This window comes from Rathayibacter sp. VKM Ac-2856 (assembly GCF_013205055.1).
Lineage (GTDB): Bacteria > Actinomycetota > Actinomycetes > Actinomycetales > Microbacteriaceae > Rathayibacter.
Genome location: NZ_JABMLF010000002.1, coordinates 239,830 through 261,823, shown reverse-complemented (window position 1 = coordinate 261,823; position 21,994 = coordinate 239,830). Strand labels below are relative to the sequence as shown.

Here is a 21,994-nt window from a genome sequence, read left to right as displayed (position 1 = left end):
ACGACGTCGCCTTCCGAGAGAAAGAGTCACTGTGACCGACACCTCCACTGCTTTCCGCATCCCGGCCGATGGGGCCGACGCGGACGCCCGCCTCACCGAGCTGGTCGGCCGCCTCGACCTCGAGGAGAAGGTGCAGCTGCTCACCGGCCGCGACTTCTGGACCACCTGGCCGATCGAGAAGATCGGCCTGCGCCGCATGCTCGTCTCCGACGGCCCCTCGGGCGTCCGCGGCGAGGTCTGGGACGAGCGCTCGCCCTCGCTCAACCTGCCCTCCGCCACTGCGCTCTCCTCCTCCTGGGACCGCTCGATCGCCCGCCGCTACGGCGCCGCCGCCGCGGTCGAGGCGCGCCGGAAGGACGTCGACGTCGTCCTCGGCCCGACCATCAACCTGCACCGCTCCCCGCTCGGCGGCCGCCACTTCGAGGGCTTCAGCGAGGACCCGGTGCTCACCGCCGACCTCGCCGCCGCCTACGTGGCCGGCGTGCAGGAGAACGGCGTCGGCGCGACTCCCAAGCACTACATCGCCAACGACTCCGAGACCGACCGCTTCACCGTCGACGTCCGGGTCGGCGACCGCGCCCTCCGCGAGCTCTACCTGCTCGCCTTCGAGCGCGCGATCGTCGAGACCCGCGCCTGGCTGGTGATGAGCTCGTACAACTCGATCAACGGCACGACCGCCACCGAGAGCGACCTGCTGGAGACCCCGCTGAACAGCGAGTGGGGCTTCGACGGCGTCGTCATCAGCGACTGGACCGCGGTCCGCACCGTCGACAGCGCCCGCGCCGCGCAGGACCTCGTCATGCCCGGCCCCGACGGCCCGTGGGGCGCCGCGCTCGTCGCCGCCGTCCGCGACGGCTCGATCGAGGAGTCCGTGGTCGACCGCAAGGTCCGCCGCATCCTCCGCCTCGCCGCCCGCGTCGGCGCGCTCGAGGGCTTCGCGCCCGCCGTCGCCGAGCCGGTCCTCGTCGAGGACGGCGTCGCCTTCGCCCGCGAGGCCGCCGCCGCCGGCAGCGTGCTGCTGCGCAACGAGGGCGAGCTGCCCTGGGACGCGTCGGCGCTGGCCTCCGTCGCGGTCATCGGGCACAACGCCCGCGAGGCGCGCACCCAGGGCGGCGGATCCGCGACGGTCCTGCCCGCGAAGGTCGTCACTCCGCTCGACGGGATCCGCGCCGCCCTCCCGCACGCCCGCGTCGACTACGCGCTCGGCGCGGTCGTCCAGGACGGGGTCGCCCCGCTCGTCCTCGACACGATCACCAACCCCGTCACCGGCGAGCCCGGCCAGCGCGTCCGCTTCCTCGCCGAGGACGGCGCCGAGCTGTTCGTCGAGGACCGCCGCGCCACCTCGCTGGTCTGGTTCGGCGGCACCGCGCCGATCGCCGCCTCCGCGCGCGTCGAGTTCTCGACCGTGCTCACCCCCGCCGCCGACGCGACCGTCCGCCTGGGCTTCGCCGTCGCCGGCACCGCCCGCGTCTTCGTCGACGGCGACCTCTTCCTCGAGGAGACCCTCGCCGCCGTCGGCTCCGACCTCGGCGCCGCGCTGCTCGCGCCGCCGTCGGTGTCCGCGCCGCTGACCGTCACCGCGGGCACCCCCGTCGACATCCGGATCGAGTACGACATCGTGCACGCGGAGGGCGACCTCGAGGGCGCGCTCGGCTTCACCTACGGCCTCGAGCCCGACGACACCCCCGCTGACGAGCTGATCGCGGAGGCGGTGGCGCTCGCCCGCGACGCCGACGTCGCCCTCGTGGTGGTCGGCACCAACTCCGCCGTGGAGTCCGAGGGCTACGACCGCAGCTCGCTCGACCTGCCCGGGCAGCAGGACGCGCTCGTGCGCGCCGTCGCCGCCGTGAACCCGCGCACCGTCGTGGTCGTCAACGCCGGCGCCCCCGTGCTGCTGCCGTGGCGCGACGAGGTCGCCGCCGTGCTGGTCGGCTACTTCGGCGGGCAGGAGATGGGCGATGCGGTCGCCGACGTCCTGCTCGGCCGCGTCGAGCCCGGCGGACGCCTGCCCACCACCTGGCCGGTCGCGATCGAGGACGTCCCCGTCCTCTCCACGCTGCCCACCGACGGCGAGCTGCACTACGACGAGGGCATCCACATCGGCTACCGCGCCTGGCTGCGGAGCGAGGTCGAGCCGGCCTACGTCTTCGGCCACGGCCTCGGCTACACGTCGTTCGAGCTCGTGTCGGTCTCCGCGCCGGAGCCCGTGCGCGGCGGGGAGGACGTGCCGCTCCTCGTCGACGTCGTGAACACCGGCGAGCGCGCCGGCAAGGTCGTGCTGCAGGCCTACGCCGAGCGCCGCGACTCCGCCGTCGAGCGCCCGGTGCGCTGGCTGGTCGGCTTCGAGAGCGCCACGCTCGAGGCGGGTGCGAGCGCGCAGATCGCCGTGACCGTGCCCACCCGCCTCCTCGCCACCTGGAACGACGGCTGGGAGTACGAGCCCGGCGCGTTCACGATCCGCCTCGGCACCTCGCTCGAGGACGTCCCGCTCGTGACCGAGCTCGAGCTGCTCGCATGAGCGCGGCGACCGTGCCGGGCGGGGTCGCGGTCGGCGACGTCGGCGCACCCTTCCCCAACCCGCTGATCCCCGGCTTCAACCCCGACCCGAGCATCGTCCTGGTCGACGGCGTCTACCACCTCGTCACCTCGACGTTCGAGTACCTGCCCGGCATCCCCGTCTACCGCAGCACCGACTTCGTGACCTGGGAGCGCGTCGGCAACGTCGCGACCCGTGCCGAGCAGATCGGTGTGGAGGAGGTGCCGACCGGCCTCGGCGTCTGGGCGCCGACCATCCGGTACCGCGACGGCCTCTTCCACGTGATCGTCTCGGTCCCCGCGGGAGTCGGCACCGTCGTCTTCACCGCGGCCGACCCGGCCGGGGAGTGGAGCGACGGCACCGTCCTCCGCGACGCGGACGGCGGCCCCCTCCAGGGCATCGACCCGGACCTCGCCTGGGACGAGGACGGCACCGCGCTCGTCACCTACTCCGGCCTGATCCTGAGCGGCGAGGAGGCGGGCGCGCACCTCGGCATCCAGCAGGTGCGGGTGGATCTCGCGAGCGGCCGCATCCTCGAGGAGCCGCGCTCGCTCTGGTCGGGCACCGGTGGCGGCTTCCCCGAGGCGCCGCACCTGTACCGGCGCTCGGTCGACGGCCGGGACGTCTGGTACCTCCTCATCGCCGAGGGCGGCACGGAGCGCGGCCACGGCGTCTCGATCGCCCGCAGCGACTCGCCGACGGGCCCGTTCGAGACCGAGCCCGGCAACCCCTTCCTCACCGCCCGCGGCACCACCCGACCGGTGCAGAACACCGGCCACGGCGACCTCGTGGAGGGGCCAGACGGCTCGACCCTGATCGTCCTGCTCGGCGTCCGTCCGCGCGGCGCGACCCGCGCGTTCTCGGCGCTCGGCCGCGAGACCTTCGTCACCCGGGTCTCCTGGGTCGACGGCTGGCCGGTCGCCGAGCCGGTCGCGCTCGCCCCGCGCGGGCCGCTGCGCGACGACGTCGACTTCTCCGGTCCGCTCGACGCGGGGTGGATCGGCGTGCGCCGCCTGCCGAGCGCGCTCGCGAGCATCGAGGGCGGCCGACTGTCGCTGCCGGGGGAGGGGCGCACCCTGCGCCATTCGCAGCCCACCTTCGTCGGCCGCCGCCAGCTCACCCAGACGATGCAGGCGTCCGTGGTCGTGGACGTCTCGGCCGGAGTCGGCGGCCTCGCCGTGCGCTACGACGAGACGACGTTCGCCGCGGTCGAGGCGGAGTCGACCGGCTCGGGGACGCGGATCACCGCCCGCGCCGTCATCCCCTCCTTCGAGCAGGAGTGGACCGCGGAGCTACCCGAGGGGCCGGTGACGCTGATGCTCGAGTCCGAGCGCGACGCCGGCATCGGCTTCGGCCCCGGCCAGATGACCAGCGACTTCCTCGTCCTCCGCGCCGAGGCCGGCGGCGTCTCCCGCACCCTCGCCCGCATCGACGGCCGCTCCTTCACCGCCGAGACCGCGACCTCCTTCACCGGCCGCGTCCTCGGCCTCTACGCCACCACCGGCACCCCGGCCTTCACGGCCTACCGCTACGCAGGCACGGACGCCTGACCCGGGATCGAGCGGCCCGCGCAGCGGGCCACCTCTGTTGATCGAGTAGCCCGCATCGCGGGCGTATCGAGATCCACCGTTCTGCACACGTCGGTCTCGACACGCCGCTGCGCGGCTACTCGACCAGCATGGAGTGGCGGCCGCCCCGCTCCACGCTGATGGAGTAGCCCGCGAAGCGGGCCACCTCTGTTGATCGAGCAGCCCGCGGAGCGGGCCCTTCATGCTGATCGAGTAGCCCGCATCGCGGGCGTATCGAGATCCACCGTCGTGCAGACGTGGGTCTCGATACGCCGCTCCGCGGCTACTCGACCAGCATGAGCAGGAGCAGCCGCCATCCGCTCGCCGGCCCCCGCCGCTCCCGGGTTGTACCACGAATGCGTCCAGCCGCAACCACGTGAACTCCCAGGCGCCTCGCCAATAACGTCGAGTCAGGCGACCGCAGCAGCGGCCTGCCGCACACCGAGTGAGACATCAAGGAGCACTACCGTGTCGCAGATCATCGAGACCGTCGACGTCAACGTCCCCGTGTCCGTCGCGTACAACCAGTGGACCCAGTTCGAGGAGTTCCCCAAGTTCCTCGACGAGGTCGAGTCCATCCAGCAGGTCACCGACGTCCTCACCGTCTGGAAGGTGAAGGTCGGCCCCGTCGAGCGCGAGTTCGAGGCCAACATCACCGAGCAGCACCCCGACGAGCGCGTCGCCTGGAACAGCACCGGAGGCGAGACCGACCACGCCGGGGTCGTCACCTTCCACAAGCTCTCGGACACCGAGACCCGCGTCACCGTGCAGCTCGACTGGGAGCCCGAGGGCTTCCTCGAGACCGTCGGCTCGCTCGTCGGCGCCGGCAGCCACGCGGTCAAGAAGGACCTGAAGAACTTCAAGGAGTACATCGAGTCCAAGGGCTCGCCGGACGGCGCCTGGCGCGGCGACGTCGAGGCCTGAGCCACGATGTCCGACTCCAGCACGCCTGAGGACCGCACTCCCGACGAGAAGGGCGACGGCCTCGGCACCGAGGGCACCATCCCCGACTCCGAGGACGGCATCGCCGTGGGCGTCTCGGGCGACTCGCACTTCAACCCCGAGGAGGACGCCCCCAGCGACTCCGAGGGCGAGGGCGACGAGAAGTAGCACGACCACGAAGGGCCGGGCGGCGGAGACGCCCCCGGCCCTTCGTCGTGCCCGGGCTCAGCCGGACGGGCGTCAGCGCCAGGCGCGCGTGTACTGCGGCGGCAGCAGATCCATCGGGGCGCCGAGCTCGTGCGCCATCCGCGACGGCGCGTGCGGGTCGCGCAGCAGCTCGCGCGCCAGCAGCACCACGTCCGCGTCGCCGCCGGCCACCACTCCCTCGGCCTGCTCGGCCGTGGTGATCAGACCCACCGCACCCACGGGCGCACCGGTCGCCCGGCCCACCTCGCGCGCGAACGGCACCTGGTAGAGCGGCGCCACCGGGATGTCCGTGCCGCCGACGAGGCCGCCGGTCGACACGTCGAAGAGGTCGACGCCCTCCTCGCGCGCCCAGCCCGCGACCGTGCTCGTCTCCTCGAGCGTCCAGCCGCCCTCGGCCCAGTCGGTGGCCGAGAAGCGCACCAGCAGGGGCAGCTCGCCGATCTCGGCGCGCACCGCGCGGACGACCTCGAGCAGGAGCCGCGCGCGGTTCTCGAGCGATCCGCCGTAGGCGTCCTCGCGCCGGTTCGAGAGCGGCGAGAGGAACTGGTGCAGCAGGTAGCCGTGCGCCGCGTGCAGCTCGACGACGTCGAAGCCGGCGTCCACGGCGCGGCGGGCGGAGGCGCGGAACGCCTCGACGAGCTCCGGCAGCTCCTCCGCCTCGAGCGCGCGCGGCGTCGCGTAGCCCTCGAAGGCGACGGCCGAGGGGCCGACCGTCTCCCAGCCGCCCTCGTCGACGGGGACGGATCCGCGTCCGCTCCACTCGCGGTACGTCGACGCCTTGCGCCCCGCGTGCGCGAGCTGGATGCCGGCGAGCGCGCCCTGGCCGTGCATGAAGTCCACGATCGGCCCCCACGCCGCCTGCTGCTCGTCGTTCCAGAGGCCCGTGTCCCAGGGGCTGATCCGTCCCTCGGGCACGACCCCGGTCGCCTCGACGATGACGACGCCCGCACCGCCGCGTGCGAGCGAGCCGAGGTGCACGAGGTGCCACGGCGTGGGCACGCCGTCCTGCGCCTCGACCGAGTACTGGCACATCGGCGCGGCCCAGACGCGGTTGCGGGCGGTGCGGGAGCGGAGGGTCAGCGGCCGGAAGAGCGCGGGGGAGTCGGGGGTGGTGTCTGTCGTGTCGGTCATCTCAGGCCCAACCGACGAGACCGCCCCCCTATGCCCGACGGCGCCCGATGCGGCCCCGGCGGCGCTCAGCGCGGCCAGACCGAGCCCGGCGCGTCCTGCCAGACCGAGCTCGGCGGCGCGAGCGACTCCAGCTCCTCGAACAGCGCGTCGGGGATGTCCAGCGCGTCGTCCGCGACGAAGGCGTCGACGTGCTCGGCGCTCGTCGCGCCCACCACCGTCGTGGTCACGCGCGGGTCGCGGGTCGAGAACTGCAGCGCGGCGGCGGCCAGCGGCACCCCGGCCCGCTCGCAGGCCTCGCCCATCGCGGCGACCGCGTCGACGATCTCCTGCGGTGCGGGTGCGTAGGCGTACGAGCGCACGGGCTCGGGCCAGCGCGCGAGCGCCCCTCCGCCGTAGACGGCCGCGTTCACCACGACGACGCCGCGGGCGACGGAGGCGTCGATCAGCTCCTCGGCGGAGCGGTCGACCAGCGTGAACCGGTTGTGCGTGATCACGGCGTCGAAGAGCCCCGTGTCGACGTAGTGGCGCAGCATCGGCGCCGGGCCGCCCGAGATGCCGATGGAGAGCGCGACGCCCGCCTCCTTCATCGCGACGAGCGCCCGCACCGGGCCGTCCTCGGCGAAGGCCTCGTCGTAGGAGATCCGCTCGGGGTCGTGCAGGTAGAGCAGCGGCAGCACGTCCATGCCCAGGCGCTCGCGGCTCTCGTCGAGGCTGCGGCGCATCCGCTCGCCCGAGTAGCTGCCCGTCTCCGGGTCGCGGTCGAGCTTCGTGACGACGGTGATCCCCTCCGGGATCCCGCCGCGCGCCTGCAGCGCCTCGCCGATCAGGCGCTCGCTGTGCCCCTGCGCGTACTCGTTCGAGGTGTCGATCACCGAGACGGCGCGATCGGGGCCCGAGTCGAGCACGCGCTCGAGGGCGGGCACCCGGTCGAGCGACCCGACCCGATCGGGGTTCCAGGAGGTGCCGAGGGTGAGCCGGGTCACGGAGGCGCCCGAGGGGCCGAAGGGCCGGAGCGCGGAGGGCTGAGAGGTCATCCCGTCAGCCTGACAGGTCGGTCCTACATCCCGCGAGGACGCGTCTTCAGCGGCACCGGCGGCAGGGCGGCGAGCGAGGGCGCGACGAAGCCCCGGACGTCGGAGTAGTGCTCGACGTCGCCCGCGCGCACGAACGACCAGCACTTCAGCGACGCGGGACGGTCGCGCAGCGGCAGCGGACTCGCCTCGACGGCGATCGCCCCGTCGCTCCGGTACACGACCCGGGCCGGGACGCCCCGGCGCCGGCCGTCGATGGTGTGGCTCGCGGTGGGCCGGAGCACGCCGTCGCGGCAGTCGACGCCGATCGAGAGGACCGAGCGGAAGTCGTCCGAGGCGGCGCCCATCCCGATCAGGAAGTCCGAGCCGGTCCCGCGGAGCAGGAACGCGATGTCGAGTCCGCGCTCGTGGCGGAGGGCGTACGTCGCGGTGAGCATCCCCGTCCCGAACGAGGCCGCGCGGGCCGCGGAGTCGTCGAGGTGGGATCGGGCTTCCTGCTCGCGCATGCGGCGCTCCTTCGCGTCTCCGGCTCGGTCGAGACGCCGCCTGCGTCGTTCGTCGTCCCCTTCACCGTAGGGGAGAGCCGCCCTAGGATCGCCCCGTGCCACGCATTCCGGACAGCGTCCCCACTCCCTCGCTCGTCCTCGACGAGGCGGTCCTCGATCGCAACATCGAGGCCACCGCGCGGACGGCGCGCGAGCGCGGTGTCGCGCTCCGCCCGCACGCGAAGACGCACAAGTCGCTCGAGATCGCCCGCCGGCAGCTCGCGGCCGGCGCCGTCGGCCTCACCGTGGCGACGGTGTCCGAGGCGGAGGTGTTCGCGGCGGGCGGCGTCGAGGACCTCTTCATCGCCTACCCGCTCTGGCTCGACGACGAGCGCGCCGCTCGCCTGCGCGGGGTGCTCGAGCGGGCGAGGGTCCGGGTCGGCGTCGACTCCGCGGAGTCCGCGCGCCGCCTCGCCGCCGCGATCCCGGCCGGCCTCGAGGTCGTCGTCGAGGTCGACTCCGGCCACCACCGCAGCGGAGTGCCGCCGCAGGAGGCCGGCGCGGTCGCGGCCGCCGCGGTCGCCGCGGGTCTCGACGTCGTCGGCGTCTTCACCTTCCCCGGCCACAGCTACGCCCTCGACGGCCGCCGTGCCGCCGCCCGCGACGAGGCCGACGCGCTCGCCGCCGCCGCGGCCTCGCTCGCCGGCTCCGGAGTGAGCGCCCGCGTGATCAGCGGCGGATCGACCCCGTCGCTCGAGTTCGCCGACACCGGCGTCCTGACGGAGCTGCGCCCCGGCGTCTCGGCGCTCGGCGACGCGCAGCAGTGGGAGATCGGCACGATCGGACCGGAGTCGATCGCCGTCACCGTGCTCGCGACGATCGTCGCCCGCCGCGACGACCACCTCATCGCCGACGCCGGCAGCAAGGTGCTCTCCTCCGACCGCGGCGCAGCTTCCACCGGCTTCGGCCGCCTGCTCGACCACCCGGAGGCGCGCGTCACGGTCCTCTCGGAGCACCACGCCACGATCACCGGCGTCGACCTCCCGCTCGGCACCCGGATCCGCCTCGCCCCCAACCACGTCTGCGTCGCGGTCAACCTCGCCGACGACTACCGCGTCCTCCTCGCCGACGGCGGCACCGCCACCTGGCCCGTCGACGCCCGCGGCCGCAACACCTGACCGCTCCCCGCCGTCCGAGCGGCCCGCGCCCGGCCGATCAAAGGAGCCCGCTCCCCATGCTGATCGAGTAGCCCGCGCAGCGGGCGTATCGAGATCCACCGGCATCGTGCGGCGGCCGTGCAGACCCGCCCTCCGTCAGCGGCAGGTCTCGATACGCCGCTCCGCGTCTACTCGACCAGCATGTTCCGTCCTGCTGAGCAAGGAGCCCGCTCCCCATGCTGATCGAGTAGCCCGCGCAGCGGGCGTATCGAGATCCACCGGCATCGTGCGGCGGCTGTGCAGACCCGCCCTCCGTCAGCGTCAGGTCTCGATACGCCGCTGCGCGGCTACTCGACCAGCATGTTCCGCTCCCTGCCGATCAAGGAGCCCGCTCCGCTCCCTGCCGATCGGATCGAGATCCGCTCGCACGCACCCTCAGCGCCGCGGCACCCGCAGCCCGACCAGAGCCGTCAGCCCGAGCAGCACGAAGGCCGAGCCGAACGCCGCCGTCGGCGAGGCCTGGTCGGCGAGCGCACCGGCCAGCAGCGGCCCGACCACGCCGCCGAGGTCCGACGCCGCCTGGAACAGCGCGACCGGCTTCCCGCCGCGCTCGCCCGCCGCGTCGCCCACCATCGCGCCCGGTGCCGTGCCCATGAAGGCCGCCGCCGCCCCGTACACGCAGAGCAGCGCGACGAGCAGCCACAGCTCGCTCACCAGCGGCATCGCCAGCATCGCGACCGCCGCGACGGCGAACCCGCCGATCAGCGCCGGGCGCCGCCCGACCGTGTCGACGAAGCGCCCGGCCGGAGCCAGCGCGATGGTCTGCACCACCGCCGCGATGGCGAAGGCGATGCCCGTCCAGGCCGGCTCGTCGCCCAGCCCCTCGACGACGAGGACCGGCACGAGCGTCGCGCGGACGCCCATCGCCGACCAGCCCAGCGCGAAGTTCGCGAGCACGGCGCTCTGGTAGCGCGGGTCTCGGGCGACCTCCCGCAGCGGCTTCGGCTCCGCGACAGCCGCCTTCGCCTCCGCATCGCGGTCCGGCCGCTGCAGCAGCACCAGCCCGACCAGCCCGGCGACGGCGAGCGTCCCCGCATAGAAGAAGAAGGGAGCGGTCAGCGAGATCGCCGTCAGCACGCCGCCCACGGCCGGCCCCGCCATGCCGCCGAGCAGGAACCCGCCCTGGTAGAAGCCGATCGACCGCCCCCGCCGCTCCGGATCCGCCGTCCGCAGCAGCAGCGTCATCGCGGCGACCGAGAACATCGCGGAGCCGATGCCGCCCGCCCCGCGCAGCAGCAGCAGGTGCACGTAGTCGCCCGCCAGCCCGACCAGCGCGCTCGACAGCGCGACGATCCCGATGCCGGTGGCCAGCACCACGCGCTCGCCGATGCGGTCGACCAGCGGCCCGACGAACGGATTCGCGACCAGCCGCATCAGCGCGAACGCCGACACCACCGCGCCGACCTCGACGTAGCCGACCCCGAAGCTCCGCACGTACACCGGCAGCACCGGCACGACGACGCCGAACCCCAGCATCACGAAGAACGCGACGATCCCGAGGACCTTCACGTCGCGCGGCAGACCGGCCGCGGCATCACGGTTCTTCCACGGAGCACGCACCCACCGACGCTACCCCGTGCATCCGACGCCAGGACGCGCGGGGCCCCACTCCTCCGGCAGGCTGTTCCGGATGAGGCGGACGCGACGGACCCGGATGGTGCCCCTCGCCGCGCCCGCCCTGCTCCTCACCGCCTGATCGCGCGCGAGTGCGCCGAGGCCGGCGTCGAGCTCTCCTTCGACGGTCACGGCGAGCCGCTGCCCGCCGTCGGCTGAGCATCGTCGGCTGAGCGCCCCGGAATGCCTCGCACCGTCGCGCGTTGTCCTCAGGGATGACTTCCGCAGCAGCTCCGTCCACCCTCCCCGCCTCCGAGCAGCGCGCCCTCGTGGTCGGCGCCACCGGCATCGGCGGCTCCGCCCTCGTCGACCTGCTCACCGAGCGCGGCTGGCCCGTCACAGCCCTCTCGCGCCGCCCGATCGCCGAGCGCCCCGGCGTCACCCCGCTCTCCGCCGACCTCCGCTCGGCCGAGGACCTCGCCCGCGTGCTCGCCGACGAGAAGCCCACCCACGTCTTCTTCACCGCCTGGTCGCGCCAGTCGACGGAGGAGGAGAACATCGCCGTCAACGGCGGCATGGTCCGCGACCTCCTCGCCGCGCTCTCGCACGCGCCGCTCCAGCACGTCGCGCTCGTCACCGGCCTCAAGCACTACCTCGGCCCGTTCGAGGCGTACGGCCAGGGCGCGATGCCCGACACCCCGTTCCACGAGGAGGAGGAGCGCCTCGACGCGCCCAACTTCTACTACGCGCAGGAGGACGAGCTCTTCGCCGCCGCCGCGCGCGACGGCTTCACCTGGTCGGTGCACCGCTCGCACACCGTGATCGGCCACGCGGTCGGCAACGCGATGAACATGGGCCTCACCCTCGCGGTCGCCGCGTCGATCCACCGCGCGCAGGGCACGCCCTTCGTCTTCCCCGGCTCGCTGACCCAGTGGAACGGCCTCACCGACATGACCGACTCCACGGTCCTCGCCGAGCAGATGCTCTGGGCGGCGACCTCGGAGGCCGGCCGCGACGAGGCGTTCAACGTCGTCAACGGCGACGTCTTCCGCTGGCGCTGGATGTGGTCGCGGATCGCCGAGCACTTCGGCGTCGAGCCGGTCGGCCCGTCCGAGGAGCCGCAGCCGCTCGAGCAGCAGATGGCCGGAGCCGGCGAGGTCTGGCAGCGCCTCGTGCGCGAGCACGACCTGATCGAGCCCGACCTCGAGCGCGTCGCCTCCTGGTGGCACACCGACGCCGACCTCGGCCGGCGGATCGAGGTCGTCACCGACATCAGCAAGTCGCGCCTGGCCGGCTTCGGCGTGCACCACCGCACCGTCGACTCCTTCACGGCCCTGTTCGACCGCTACCGCGCGGAGCGCCTCATCCCGTAGCCCCGCGGCCGGGTCGGCGGCCCCGTTCCGTCGTCGACCCGTCGCCCGCGCGACACCCCGCCGCCACCGCACGTCTCCCCGCGGTCCCTAGCGTCACGGCATGGCGGCGGCGGCGGAGACCGGACGGGTGGACACCCGGTGATCGAGCGGGTGGACCCGTTCCTCGGCACCGAGGCGACCCTGCTCCCGGACCCGACGGGCCTCGCGGCGACCTGGTGGTCGCCGAAGCCGCAGATCGGCAACACGCATCCCGGCGCGACCTTCCCGCTCGGGATGGTGTCGGCCTGCTCCTACTCCGGCGCTTACCCCACCGGCTACGGCCGCTACGACCTCGCGCTCGAGGGCGTCCCGCCGACCCTCCGCGACGAGCTGGTCGCCTCCGGCTTCACCCACTTCCAGCAGTCCGGCACCGGCGCGATCCGCAAGTACTACAACTACCTCCGCGTCACGCCGATGCTCGAGCCGCTCGACGAGCTCGGCCGAAGCTGGTCGATCGAGGACGAGATCGCCGAGCCCGGCTACTACGCCGCGACCCTCTCCTCCGGGATCCGCGCCGAGCTCACCGTCGGTCCCGCGTCCGTCGTGCACCGCTACACCTTCCCCGAGCACCGCAGCGCCCGCGTCGTCGTCGACCTCTCGCTCGGCGGCCTCGCGATCCCGTCCGGAGCGACGATCCCGCTCCGCGCGCAGCTGCACTCGATCTCGCCCGGAGTCGCCGCCGGCGAGGTGGTGATGGAGGGAGCGCCGCTCGCGGTGCACCTCGAGTGCGACGCGCTGCAGTGGCGGCAGATGCTCTGGTACGACCGCCGGCTGATGCCCGGCGGAACCCGCCTCGACTTCGACCACATCCGCCCGACGACGCTGCGCCCCTTCGGCCTGATGTGGGCCGGCCCGAGCACCGCCGGGCAGACCGTCGAGCTGCGGATGGGCTTCTCCCTCCGCGGCACCGACCGCGCCCGCGAGAACCTGCACCGCGACGTGCCGGCGACGATCGGCGGCTTCGACCAGCGCCGCGACCGCACCCGCAAGACCTGGCGGAAGCGTCTGCGCACCGTCGCCGTGGACACGCCCTCGGCCGAGCGCGAGACCGTGTTCGCCACCGCGCTCTACCACTCGCTGATCAAGCCCTGCCTCGCGCCGGACGAGAGCCCGTTCTGGCCGACCGGCGGTCCGTTCGTCTTCGACCTCAGCACGATGTGGGACATCTACCGCACCCAGCTGCCGCTGCTCACCGCGCTCGTCCCCGACCGCGCGGTCGAGATCGGCGCGGCCCTGCTGACCATCTGCGAGGAGGAGGGCAACTTCCCGATCGGCTACCGGATGGCGAAGGGCAGCGACCGCTTCTCCCGCCAGGGCAGCGCCCTCGCGCACACCTTCCTCGCCGATCTCTGCCGGCTGGGCCTGCCCGGCATCGACTGGGAGGCGGCCCTCGTGCACATGATCGAGGACCTCAAGCGCACCTACGGCGAGGAGTTCCTGGCGGTGGGGGAGGCGCACCCGATCAGCCACACCCTCGACCTCGCGCACGGCTACTGGTGCACCGCGGTCGTGGCGCGGCACGTCGGCGACCACCTGCTCGCCCGGCAGCTCGAGGAGCGGGCCGCGCAGTGGGTCAACGCGTACGACCTGCGCTCCGGGCTGCTCAAGGACTCGACCTACTACGAGGGCACGCGGCACAACTACTCCTTCCGGCTGCTGCACGACATGGCCGGCCGCATCGCGATCAGCGGAGGCGACGACGCGTTCGTCGCGCAGCTGGACGAGTTCTTCGGCTACGGCGCCGAGCCCGTGGTGCAGCCGGGGCTCCGCCCGGACCGCGCCGAGATGCTCGCCGGGTCGGCGCTCGGCCGCTTCGAGGGGCTGAACAACGAGCCCGACATGGACGCGCCGTGGGCGTACCACTACGCCGGCCGCCCGGACCGCACGGCCGAGATCGTGCACGGCGTGCTGCACCAGCGCTTCGGCGCCGGGCGAGGCGGCCTGCCCGGCAACGACGACTCCGGGGGCCTCAGCTCGTGGTACGTCTGGGCGAGCCTCGGCCTCTTCCCCGTCGCCGGCCAGGGCCTCCTGCTCGTCAATGCGCCCGCCTTCGCGCGCGCCTCGCTCGCGGTGGGCGGAGCGGACGTCGAGATCCGCACCACCGGATTCGTCGAGCCCGTGCCCGGCGGCCCCGTCCAGTACGTCCGGTCGGCCGAGCTGAACGGAGCGCCGCTGGAGTCGAGCTGGATCACCGTCGCCGATCTGCACCGCGGCGGCGAGCTCACCCTCCACCTGGGCGCCGAGCCCGCCGGCTGGGGGAGCGCCCCCGAGCACCGGCCGCCGTCGTTCCCGCACCGCTGACCCGATCCGCACCGCTGACCCACCCTGCACCGCCGCATCCCGCACCGATCACCCCGAAGGAGCCCCATGGACCAGAGCACGCACGCCCACACCGTGCAGAACCGACTCGTCATCGTGGTCCGCGCGGATCCGGTGATCTGCGGCCACTCCGTCGAGGCGCGGAACCTCGCCGAGACCGCCCTCGAGCGCGGCTTCGACGAGGTGCGCATCGTCACCTGGCCGATCGAGCGGCTCCAGGCCGCCGGCCTCCCGCTCAAGCCGCTCGACGCCGTCCTCCCCTACAGCGACGGCATCGTCGTGGAGCGCCCGGAGCCCGTCGGCGACTACAAGGTCCCGGACGGCCGCTTCCTCGCCGGCATGGTCGGCCGCCTGGTCGAGCTCTTCACCGACGGCGTCCCCACCGTCTGCCTCTCGCTCTACCTCAGCCCGCACACGCTCGCGGTGTCGGACGCGCTGCGCGCCGCCTGGAGCACGGGGCTCCCCGTCGACGTCACCACGGTCGCCGAGGCCGTCGGCTCCGACGTCACCAACGTCGTCCGCCGGGCTGTGGAGGAGGGCCGCCTCGGCGCCGCCGCGCACATCTTCGCCTCATACCTGTCGCAGGACCACTGCGTCGCCGTCTCGGAGTACACCCGCGACCTGATCGTGGAGGAGGCGGAGCGGATCGACGCGGTCCACGGCACCCGCTTCGCCGAGCAGTGCCGCGCCCGGATCGAGATCTCCTACCCGGCGATCGACTCCGACGCCTACACCGGTCTCGATCCCGCCGTCGTCGACGAGGTGGTGCGGGCGCGCGGGCTGCGCACCGACGGCTACGTCCTCTTCCTCTCGCGCCTGACCGAGGCGAAGGGGATCGAGGACCTCATCGCCGGCTACGAGCGCAGCGCCGTGCACGCCGATCGGGAGCTCGTCATCGCCGGCCGCGGACCGCAGGAGGCGGAGCTGCGCCGGCTGGCGGCCGCGTCGCCGCTGGCGCACCGGATCCGCTTCCTCGACGACGTCGGGGACGCCGAGAAGCCGTATCTGATGGCCGGCTGCTCCGCGTTCGTGCTGCCGAGCAAGCCGCGCCCCGAGTTCGTCGAGACCTTCGGCATCGCCCTCGCCGAGAAGATGCTCGCGGGCGGCGGCCCTGTGATCACGACCCTGACCGGCGGCATCGGCGAAGCGGTCGGCGAGCACGCCTTCATCACGCCCGTGGACGCTCCGGACACGATCGCCGCCCTGCTCGACCACGTGGTGCTCGAGCTGACCCCGGAGGACCGGGCGCAGCGCGCGGTCGCCGCTCGGGAGTACGCCCTGCAGTTCGACCGGCGGCGGGTCTTCGACCGGCTCTTCGCGCGGATCCCGCGGCCGGCGCGGGTGGACAGCGCGGCCTAGCGGGCGGGGGAGGACTCGGCGGCGGGAGCGAGCCGGTAGCGCACGAAGCGGAGGGTGAAGCTGTGCCGGTCGCCGCTGTCGATGCGCTCGGCGAGCACACGGATTCCGAGGACGGCGACGACGCGCCACCACTCGAGCCGGTCGGAGACCACGGCGGTGAACTCGTCACCGGGCTGCACGTCGTCGGGCCCGGGGCCACGGGCGCCGTCGTCGGAGAGTCGGTCTTCGGGGGCCCCGGCCGCGGTGCGCGGGGCGGTGGTCGTGTCGATCGTCATGCGCCGACTCCTGCCGGCGAGCCTCACGGGAGCGCTTCGGGTGCGCGCGCACCCGGACGCCGGGCCCACGAGAGGGGGGCTCGCTACCCGGCGTCCGGTCATGCGCGCGGTCACGGGGACGAGCCCGCCGGAACGAACCCGGACCGCACTCGAAGTGTAGGCCCGCTGACTGGGCGTGGCGCGAAATGTCAAGCCGTTGCGAGAGAGTTCGGAGAGTCCGACAGATATCGCGGAACTGTCCTGACGGGCGCTGCTCGCCCGGAACGACGGGTCAGGCGGCGGGCTCCGCGCGGCGGAGCGGGACGGCGGCGGCCGACACGGGCTCCGGGACGATGCGCAGGCCCGCACCGCTGTTGGCGCGTTCCATCAGGGCCTCGACCCACTCGGGGTTGATCGTGGGCTGGCGGCTGCCTTTGAAGTCGAACTGGGTCGGGATGGTCGGGTGCATCCAGACGCCGCGGCGGCCGGTGCCGGCGTTCGGGCTCGCGTCGAGCGTCAGCAGGAAGCGCTCGTCGCGGCGGAACTTGTTGATGATGACGATCTGCAGGTGAGCCAGAGTCCGGTCGTCGACCTCGATGGCCGCCGGAGGGGTGCCGTACATGATGCTGCCCATGATGTTCTCCCGTTCGCGCAAGGACAGGAGGACGTGATCCTGTCGCTAGACAGACTCTCTACTAGTTTGACTAACGATGTCAAGCCGGCCGGATGAACGGCCGGTGACGGGAGAGGGATCGCCGAAGAGAGGGGCCGTGCGAGTGGCGAAAGGGCCGTCGTCAGGCTCGTCGTCGCTCGACGGAGAGCTCGAGATCGGCGTCCTCGTCGAGCAGGTCGCCGTGCTCGCCGGGCAGCTCGACGATCTCGCGCACGGTCTGCAGGAAGCGGACCACCGCGCGGGCCTCGTCAGGGGTGAGCTGCTCGGCCGCGGCCAGCATCCGCTGGTTCATGTCGTCGAGCGTCTCGCGCACCTCGCGGTGGGAGGTGGGGGTGGCGACGATCCGGATCGCGCGCCGGTCGCTCGGGTGCGGCTGGCGGAGGACGTGCCCGCTCTTGACCAGGCGGTCGATCAGCACGGTCGTCGACGCGGAGGAGATGCCGAGGTACGCGGCGAGGTCCTTGGGGCTGACGTGCTGGCCGCTCTGCTGGCGCCGCATCAGGAACTGGACCGCGAGCAGGTCGTTCTCGCCCATCCCCATCGACCCGCGGGTGCGCCGGCGCATCGCGGTCTCGGCGGTGCGGAACGCGCGCATCGCGCTGAGGACCTCGGCGGCTCCGGGCGCACTCTGATCATCCGAGCGCCAGACGGTGCCCGGTCGAGTCAGTGCGACCTCATCCATGGACGACAGCTTAGACAGTCTTGTAGCAAGAAGATCTAGTCATGTAAAACCCCGTCCGACCGGTTGTCCCGGAGGGGTCGCAGGCACTACGAATGGATCAGCTAGTTAGACGAGCTAGCGATTCGACCGGAAGGAGCGCGACGTGCTCGACATCACCACCGCCGCCCCGACCACGGATCCGCTGCTCGGCACGACGCTGGCCGACCGCTACCTGCTGCTCGAGCGCATCGGCGAGGGCGGCAGCGCCACCGTCTTCCGCGCACGCGACCTGCGTCTGGCGCGCTCCGTGGCGGTGAAGGTGTACCGCGAGGTCGCCGACACCCCGAACGAGCGGTCGCGGCGCGAGCGCGAGGTGCGCCTGCTGATCGACTCCCGGCACTCCTCGATCGTCGAGATCCTCGACCAGGGCGAGATCGCCGGGGAGGAGGGGACGCTCGCGTTCCTCGTCCTCGAGTACTTCGACTCGGCCGACCCCGCCGCCGGCTGGTTCTCCTCGGGCGACGAGCGGCTCATCGCCGAGGTCGGCGCGCAGCTGGCCGACGCGCTCGCCCACCTGCACTCCCGCGACGTCCTGCACCGCGACGTGAAGCCCGAGAACGTGCTCGTCCGCTCCCGCGCGGTGCCCGCCGGCACCTCGCTGCACGAGGCGAAGCTCAGCGACTTCGGGATCGCCCGCGCGGTCGACGACGCTCGGCTCACCCGGTCCGACGTGCTCGTCGGCACCGCCGCCTACCTCAGCCCCGAGAGCCTCGGCTCCGGGGAGGTCGGGCCCGCGTCCGACGTGTACTCGCTCGGTCTCGTGCTGCTCGAGGCGGTCTCGGGCCGCCGCGCGTACACCGGGACGACCCTGGAAATCTCGCTGCAGCGGATGCACCATGCGCCCGTGGTCCCGGACACCGTTCCCGCGCAGTGGCGCCGGCTGCTGGCGGAGATGACGCACCTCGACCCCGCGGCCCGCCCGACCGCCGAGGAGGTCGCGCGCCGGCTGTGGTCGGGACTGCGCGACGAGCCGCAGGCGTCGACCCTGCGCACCGGCGTGCACGGCGCGATCGCGGCGATCGCGGCGGCGGCGGTCGGGGTCGCCTCCACGCTGGCGGTGCTCGGCCACCTCGGCTGACGTCGCGCGACGCTCCGCCGCCGCGCTCAGGTGCCGGGGAGGCGGGCTGTCGTAGGGTCGCCGTGACTGTCGACCCGCTGATCGTCGACCGACGCCGACCGTCCACGGCCCCGCCGCGGACCCGAACGGAGCCGATCCCATGAGCCCCCGCCGACTCTTCCGCATCCTGTCGATCCTCGAGGCGGTGACCTGGACGCTCCTGCTCGTCGCCATGCTGCTGAAGTACGGCGTCGGAGCGGGGGACTGGCCCGTGAGTGTCGCCGGGCCGATCCACGGCTTCGCCTTCCTCGCCTACGGAGCGGCCGCGCTCGTCCTCGCGGTCAACCAGCGCTGGACGGCGGGGGCGACGCTCCTCGCGCTGGCCAGCGCCGTCGTGCCGTACACGACGATCCCGCTGGAGCGCGGCTTCGAGCGCCGCGGGCTCCTCGACGGCGACTGGCGCCGCGAGGCCGGCGCCGACCCGCGCGACCACCGCCTCCCGAGCCGGCTGCTGCGCTGGGCCCTCGTCCGCCCGGTCCTCGCGGCCGCCCTGGTGCTGGCCGCCGTCGCCGTCCTCTTCGCCGCCCTCCTCGTCGTCGGCCCGCCCGGCGGCGGCGCCGCCTGACCCCTCCCGCCGACCGTGCAGCTCGCCTACCACTTGCTGATCGAGTAGCCCACGCAGTGGGCGTATCGAGATCTCACGTTGGACCACGTGGGTCTCGATACGCCCTGCGGGCTACTCGACCAGCATGGATGGGCCGCCCCACGGGGCGGGCAGTGCTTCTTGCTGATCGAGCAGCTCGCCCACCGCATGCTGATCGAGTAGCCCGCACAGCGGGCGTATCGAGATCTCACGCTGACGAAGGCGGGTCTCGAGACGCCCTGCGGGCTCCTCGAGCAGCGGGGGTCAGCGCGCCGGGCCGGTGGCCGCGTCGATGAGGATCTCGGCGGCGCGGCGGGCGTGCAGGGCCGACTCGGGGGTGCCGGAGATGGCGGCGGTGGTCTGGGCGCCCTCGGCGAGGATGGCGAGCTGCGCGGCGAGCTCGGCGCCTCCGCCGACCTCCTCGGTGAGCTCGGCCAGGAAGCGCTGGAAGGTGTCCTTGTGCTCGCGGGCGAGCTCCGCGACCGCCGGATTGGACGAGCCGAACTCGCCGAACGCGTTGATGAAGCTGCAGCCGCGGAACGAGTCCTCGGAGAACCAGTCGAAGAGGAAGTCGTAGATCGCGAGGAGCTTCGGGCGCGCTCCGGTCGCCTCGGCGACGCGGGTCCGCACGCCGAGCGTCCACTGCTCGTGCCGGGCCTGGAGCACGGCCAGGACGAGCGACTCCTTGCTCGGGAACTCGGAGTAGAGGCGCTTGAGCGAGACCCCCGCGGCGGTGCGCAGCGCGTCCATCCCGACCGACTGGATCCCGCGCTCGTAGTAGAGACGATCGGCCGCCGCGAGGATCGCCTCGCGGGGAGAGGGTCCTTCGAGTGTCAGCGGCGTCATCCCTCCATGGTATGCGCCGTGGGAACGCGCGTTCTCGGTTCCATGACGCCTCTTCGCGGGGTGCCCGGTCCGGTGTCGGAGGCGGCTGCTAGCGTCGGCCCCGCTCGGACCCCTCCTGATCGCACCCGCGGTCGCGGCCCGCGCGAGAGGCGGGTCCCGTGGTTCAGGCGATGCAGGCGGACGACTTCAGCGGGCCCGAGGCCCTGCGCGCGGTGACGGTCGAGCCGGGGGAGCCCGGGCCCGGACGCGTGCGGATCCGCGTGCGGGCCGCGGGCGTCAATCCCGCCGACGCGAAGCTGCTGCGCGGGCTGTTCGGGCGAGGTCGCACCCCCGTCCGCCCCGGCAGCGAGGTCGCAGGCGTGGTCACCGCGGTGGGGGAGGGAGCGACGGGGCCGGCCGGGGAGATCCGGGTCGGCGACGAGGTGGTCGCCTTCCGCGTCTCCGGCGGCTACGCCGAGGAGCTGGTCGTCGCGGCCTCGTCGGTGCTGCCGAAGCCGCCGGGACTCGACTGGAACGCCGCCGCGGGCCTCCTCCTGGCAGGCACGACCGCGATGCACCTGCTCGAGGCGACGCGCGTCTGGGCCGGCGACACCGTCCTGGTGCACGGGGCGAGCGGTGCCGTCGGCAGCCTCCTCGTCCAGCTCGCCCGGGAGCGCGGCGCACGCGTCCTCGGCACCTCGAGCGAGCGGAGCGCGGCCGTCGTCGAGCGCTTCGGCGCCGAGCCCGTCCGCTACGGCGAGGGGCTGGTCGAGCGGGTGCGCGCCCTCGCGCCGGACGGCGTCGACGTCGCCCTCGACACGGCGGGCACCGACGAGGCGCTCGACGCCTCCGCCGCGCTCGTCGCCGACCGCTCCCGCATCGCGACCGTCGCCGGCTTCGAGCGCGGCGCGGCCCTCGGCGTCCTGCTGCTGGGCGGCGGAGCGGGTGCCGACCCGGGCACGGCGCTCCGCGACGCCGCCCGCGGGCCGCTGCTCGAGCGGGCCGGCCGCGGCGCGCTCGAGGTGGTGCTCGGCCCCTCCTTCCCCCTCGCCTCGGCCGCGGAGGCGCTGGCGCTGGTCGAGTCGGGCCGCGCCGGCGGCAAGGTGGTGCTTCTCCCCTGAGCGCCGTCGACACCGCGTCCCCTCCTGCTGACTCCGCCGCCGATCGCACCGCCGACTCCGCCGCCGACTCCACCGTCGAGCTCGTCGCGAACGGCCCCTTCGACGTCCCCGGCGCGGCCGGCCTCCTCCGGAACCACTCCCTGCCGGGCGTCGAGCGGGTCGGGGACGACGGGCGGCGGCTCGAGCGGGTCCTGAGCGTCGGATCGCGGGCGGTGCCGCTCGCCCTCGAGCTCACCGCGACCGGGGTCCGCGTCACCACCGCCGACCCCGCGGTGCTCCCGCTGGTCCGCGCCTGGTTCGACCTCGACTCCGACGTCGAGGCGATCGGCGCGGCGCTCGCACGCGATCCGCTGCTGGCCCCGATGGTCGCCGCCCGGCCGGGCCTGCGCGCGACGCAGTACCCCGAGCCGTTCGAGGCGGCCGTGATGGCGGTGCTCGGCCAGCAGGTCTCGGTGGCCGCCGCGCGCACCTTCGGCGGCCGCGCCGTGAGCGCGTTCGGCGGCGAGGGCGCGTGGGGGCTGCGCTCCTTCCCCACCCCGGAGGCCCTGCTCGCCGGCGAGCTGGAGGAGCTGCGCGCCGCGATCGGCGTCACGCGGGCGCGGGCGGCGACGGTCCGCGCGGTCGCGGCGGCCTTCGCCGACGGTCTGGTGCTCGACCGGGCGGGCGACCTGCCCGAGCAGCGCCGCCGCCTCCTCGCGATCCCCGGCATCGGCCCGTGGACCGCCGACTACCTCGGGCTCCGGCTGCTCGGCGACCCGGATGCGTTCCCCGCGGGCGACCTGGTGCTGCGCCGGGCGCTCGGCGGCGTCCCGACGGCCGCGGCCGACGCGATGTCGCAGGCCTGGCGTCCGCACCGCGCGCACGCGGCCTTCCACCTGTGGGCGTCGACGGGCGCAGTCTGAGCCGACCGGCAGCCGGCGGCACCGGCGAGCGGCCGAC

20 protein-coding genes are annotated in these 21,994 nt (G+C 73.9%); 12 read left to right on the top strand and 8 right to left on the bottom strand.

The genetic code is table 11. The features are described from left to right. Positions 1-196 precede the first annotated feature (196 nt). The 4 genes from HQQ82_RS08275 to HQQ82_RS08260 all read left to right on the top strand — a co-directional run bounded on the left by HQQ82_RS08275 (position 197) and on the right by HQQ82_RS08260 (position 5,214). Positions 197-2,518, top strand: coding sequence for a glycoside hydrolase family 3 protein (locus tag HQQ82_RS08275; RefSeq protein WP_254071378.1), 2,322 nt, complete (start codon positions 197-199; stop codon positions 2,516-2,518). Next, positions 2,515-4,086: a glycoside hydrolase family 43 protein gene (locus HQQ82_RS08270; RefSeq protein WP_173232566.1), complete on the top strand. Its 1,572-nt coding sequence runs from the start codon at positions 2,515-2,517 to the stop codon at positions 4,084-4,086. The genes HQQ82_RS08275 and HQQ82_RS08270 overlap by 4 nt, the downstream gene beginning before the upstream one ends. A 486-nt stretch (positions 4,087-4,572) precedes the next feature. After that, positions 4,573-5,028 (top strand): SRPBCC family protein, encoded by a 456-nt coding sequence (locus HQQ82_RS08265; RefSeq protein WP_123446671.1) that lies wholly within the window; start codon positions 4,573-4,575, stop codon positions 5,026-5,028. Positions 5,029-5,034: 6 nt separating this feature from the next. Continuing rightward, the gene (locus HQQ82_RS08260) at positions 5,035-5,214 is read left to right on the top strand and encodes a hypothetical protein (protein ID WP_173232565.1); all 180 of its coding nucleotides are present in this window, start codon (positions 5,035-5,037) and stop codon (positions 5,212-5,214) included. 72 nt (positions 5,215-5,286) lie between these two features. On the opposite strand, the gene HQQ82_RS08255 is transcribed toward HQQ82_RS08260, so the two are convergent. The 3 genes from HQQ82_RS08255 to HQQ82_RS08245 form a co-directional block, all read right to left on the bottom strand. Then, positions 5,287-6,384 (bottom strand): NADH:flavin oxidoreductase/NADH oxidase, encoded by a 1,098-nt coding sequence (locus tag HQQ82_RS08255; RefSeq protein WP_173232564.1) that lies wholly within the window; start codon positions 6,382-6,384, stop codon positions 5,287-5,289. Positions 6,385-6,449: 65 nt separating this feature from the next. Further along, positions 6,450-7,418 (bottom strand): aldo/keto reductase, encoded by a 969-nt coding sequence (locus HQQ82_RS08250; protein ID WP_173232563.1) that lies wholly within the window; start codon positions 7,416-7,418, stop codon positions 6,450-6,452. A gap of 23 nt (positions 7,419-7,441) precedes the next feature. Then, entirely contained in the window at positions 7,442-7,921 is a 480-nt protein-coding gene (locus HQQ82_RS08245; protein ID WP_173232562.1) for a hypothetical protein, read from the bottom strand. 95 nt (positions 7,922-8,016) lie between these two features. On the opposite strand from HQQ82_RS08245, the gene HQQ82_RS08240 reads away from it, so the two are divergent. Further along, a complete protein-coding gene (locus tag HQQ82_RS08240) occupies positions 8,017-9,078 on the top strand; it encodes an alanine racemase (protein ID WP_367947881.1) in 1,062 nt (353 codons plus the stop codon). A 414-nt stretch (positions 9,079-9,492) separates the two neighbouring features. Here HQQ82_RS08240 and HQQ82_RS08235 read toward each other — a convergent pair whose 3' ends face one another. Next, positions 9,493-10,677, bottom strand: a complete 1,185-nt coding sequence (locus HQQ82_RS08235) for an MFS transporter (RefSeq protein ID WP_367947880.1) — start codon at positions 10,675-10,677, stop codon at positions 9,493-9,495. Positions 10,678-10,946: 269 nt separating this feature from the next. Here HQQ82_RS08235 and HQQ82_RS08230 point away from each other — a divergent pair, with 269 nt between their 5' ends. The 3 genes from HQQ82_RS08230 (at position 10,947) to HQQ82_RS08220 (ending at position 15,761) form a co-directional block, all read left to right on the top strand. After that, positions 10,947-12,044 (top strand): SDR family oxidoreductase, encoded by a 1,098-nt coding sequence (locus HQQ82_RS08230; RefSeq protein ID WP_173232561.1) that lies wholly within the window; start codon positions 10,947-10,949, stop codon positions 12,042-12,044. Positions 12,045-12,182: 138 nt separating this feature from the next. Further along, positions 12,183-14,384, top strand: a complete 2,202-nt coding sequence (locus tag HQQ82_RS20550; RefSeq protein ID WP_173232560.1) for a glycoside hydrolase domain-containing protein — start codon at positions 12,183-12,185, stop codon at positions 14,382-14,384. 66 nt (positions 14,385-14,450) lie between these two features. Next, positions 14,451-15,761 (top strand): glycosyltransferase family 4 protein, encoded by a 1,311-nt coding sequence (locus HQQ82_RS08220; RefSeq protein ID WP_173232559.1) that lies wholly within the window; start codon positions 14,451-14,453, stop codon positions 15,759-15,761. Here HQQ82_RS08220 and HQQ82_RS08215 read toward each other — a convergent pair. The 3 genes from HQQ82_RS08215 to HQQ82_RS08205 all read right to left on the bottom strand — a co-directional run bounded on the left by HQQ82_RS08215 (position 15,758) and on the right by HQQ82_RS08205 (position 17,370). Beyond that, entirely contained in the window at positions 15,758-16,036 is a 279-nt protein-coding gene (locus HQQ82_RS08215; RefSeq protein ID WP_173232558.1) for a hypothetical protein, read from the bottom strand. The genes HQQ82_RS08220 and HQQ82_RS08215 overlap by 4 nt on opposite strands. 271 nt (positions 16,037-16,307) lie before the next feature. After that, complete coding sequence (locus HQQ82_RS08210; RefSeq protein ID WP_173232557.1) at positions 16,308-16,649, bottom strand: ATP-dependent DNA ligase; 342 nt, start codon at positions 16,647-16,649, stop codon at positions 16,308-16,310. A 160-nt stretch (positions 16,650-16,809) separates the two neighbouring features. Then, positions 16,810-17,370, bottom strand: a complete 561-nt coding sequence (locus HQQ82_RS08205) for a MarR family winged helix-turn-helix transcriptional regulator (protein ID WP_173232556.1) — start codon at positions 17,368-17,370, stop codon at positions 16,810-16,812. Between the two features lie 142 nt (positions 17,371-17,512). Between HQQ82_RS08205 and HQQ82_RS08200 the strand changes: the two genes are divergently transcribed. Next, positions 17,513-18,487, top strand: coding sequence for a serine/threonine-protein kinase (locus HQQ82_RS08200; protein ID WP_173232555.1), 975 nt, complete (start codon positions 17,513-17,515; stop codon positions 18,485-18,487). 139 nt (positions 18,488-18,626) lie between these two features. Continuing rightward, positions 18,627-19,091, top strand: coding sequence for a DUF3817 domain-containing protein (locus HQQ82_RS08195; RefSeq protein WP_173232554.1), 465 nt, complete (start codon positions 18,627-18,629; stop codon positions 19,089-19,091). Between the two features lie 282 nt (positions 19,092-19,373). On the opposite strand, the gene HQQ82_RS08190 is transcribed toward HQQ82_RS08195, so the two are convergent. Continuing rightward, on the bottom strand, positions 19,374-19,955 hold the full coding sequence (locus HQQ82_RS08190; protein ID WP_173232553.1) for a TetR/AcrR family transcriptional regulator: 582 nt from the start codon (positions 19,953-19,955) through the stop codon (positions 19,374-19,376). A gap of 158 nt (positions 19,956-20,113) precedes the next feature. On the opposite strand from HQQ82_RS08190, the gene HQQ82_RS08185 reads away from it, so the two are divergent. Both HQQ82_RS08185 and HQQ82_RS08180 read left to right on the top strand, forming a co-directional pair. Further along, on the top strand, positions 20,114-21,055 hold the full coding sequence (locus tag HQQ82_RS08185; protein WP_367947879.1) for a zinc-binding alcohol dehydrogenase family protein: 942 nt from the start codon (positions 20,114-20,116) through the stop codon (positions 21,053-21,055). Next, positions 21,052-21,957 carry a DNA-3-methyladenine glycosylase gene (locus tag HQQ82_RS08180; RefSeq protein ID WP_173232965.1) on the top strand — a complete coding sequence of 302 codons (906 nt, stop codon included), beginning with the start codon at positions 21,052-21,054 and terminating at the stop codon, positions 21,955-21,957. Before HQQ82_RS08185 ends, HQQ82_RS08180 begins: the two co-directional genes overlap by 4 nt. The last annotated feature ends 37 nt before the right edge of the window (positions 21,958-21,994 follow it).

What these genes read in the sequence shown, in the direction of transcription:
- HQQ82_RS08220 (WP_173232559.1), top strand. Translation starts at nt 14,451, where the DNA reads ATGGACCAGAGCACGCACGCCCACACCGTGCAGAACCGACTCGTCATC.
- HQQ82_RS08230 (WP_173232561.1), top strand. Translation starts at nt 10,947, where the DNA reads ATGACTTCCGCAGCAGCTCCGTCCACCCTCCCCGCCTCCGAGCAGCGC.
- HQQ82_RS08210 (WP_173232557.1), bottom strand. Translation starts at nt 16,649, where the DNA reads ATGGGCAGCATCATGTACGGCACCCCTCCGGCGGCCATCGAGGTCGAC.
- HQQ82_RS08215 (WP_173232558.1), bottom strand. Translation starts at nt 16,036, where the DNA reads ATGACGATCGACACGACCACCGCCCCGCGCACCGCGGCCGGGGCCCCC.
- HQQ82_RS08255 (WP_173232564.1), bottom strand. Translation starts at nt 6,384, where the DNA reads ATGACCGACACGACAGACACCACCCCCGACTCCCCCGCGCTCTTCCGG.
- HQQ82_RS08270 (WP_173232566.1), top strand. Translation starts at nt 2,515, where the DNA reads ATGAGCGCGGCGACCGTGCCGGGCGGGGTCGCGGTCGGCGACGTCGGC.
- HQQ82_RS08250 (WP_173232563.1), bottom strand. Translation starts at nt 7,418, where the DNA reads ATGACCTCTCAGCCCTCCGCGCTCCGGCCCTTCGGCCCCTCGGGCGCC.
- HQQ82_RS08195 (WP_173232554.1), top strand. Translation starts at nt 18,627, where the DNA reads ATGAGCCCCCGCCGACTCTTCCGCATCCTGTCGATCCTCGAGGCGGTG.
- HQQ82_RS08260 (WP_173232565.1), top strand. Translation starts at nt 5,035, where the DNA reads ATGTCCGACTCCAGCACGCCTGAGGACCGCACTCCCGACGAGAAGGGC.
- HQQ82_RS08245 (WP_173232562.1), bottom strand. Translation starts at nt 7,921, where the DNA reads ATGCGCGAGCAGGAAGCCCGATCCCACCTCGACGACTCCGCGGCCCGC.
- HQQ82_RS08275 (WP_254071378.1), top strand. Translation starts at nt 197, where the DNA reads ATGCTCGTCTCCGACGGCCCCTCGGGCGTCCGCGGCGAGGTCTGGGAC.
- HQQ82_RS08190 (WP_173232553.1), bottom strand. Translation starts at nt 19,955, where the DNA reads ATGACGCCGCTGACACTCGAAGGACCCTCTCCCCGCGAGGCGATCCTC.
- HQQ82_RS08205 (WP_173232556.1), bottom strand. Translation starts at nt 17,370, where the DNA reads ATGGATGAGGTCGCACTGACTCGACCGGGCACCGTCTGGCGCTCGGAT.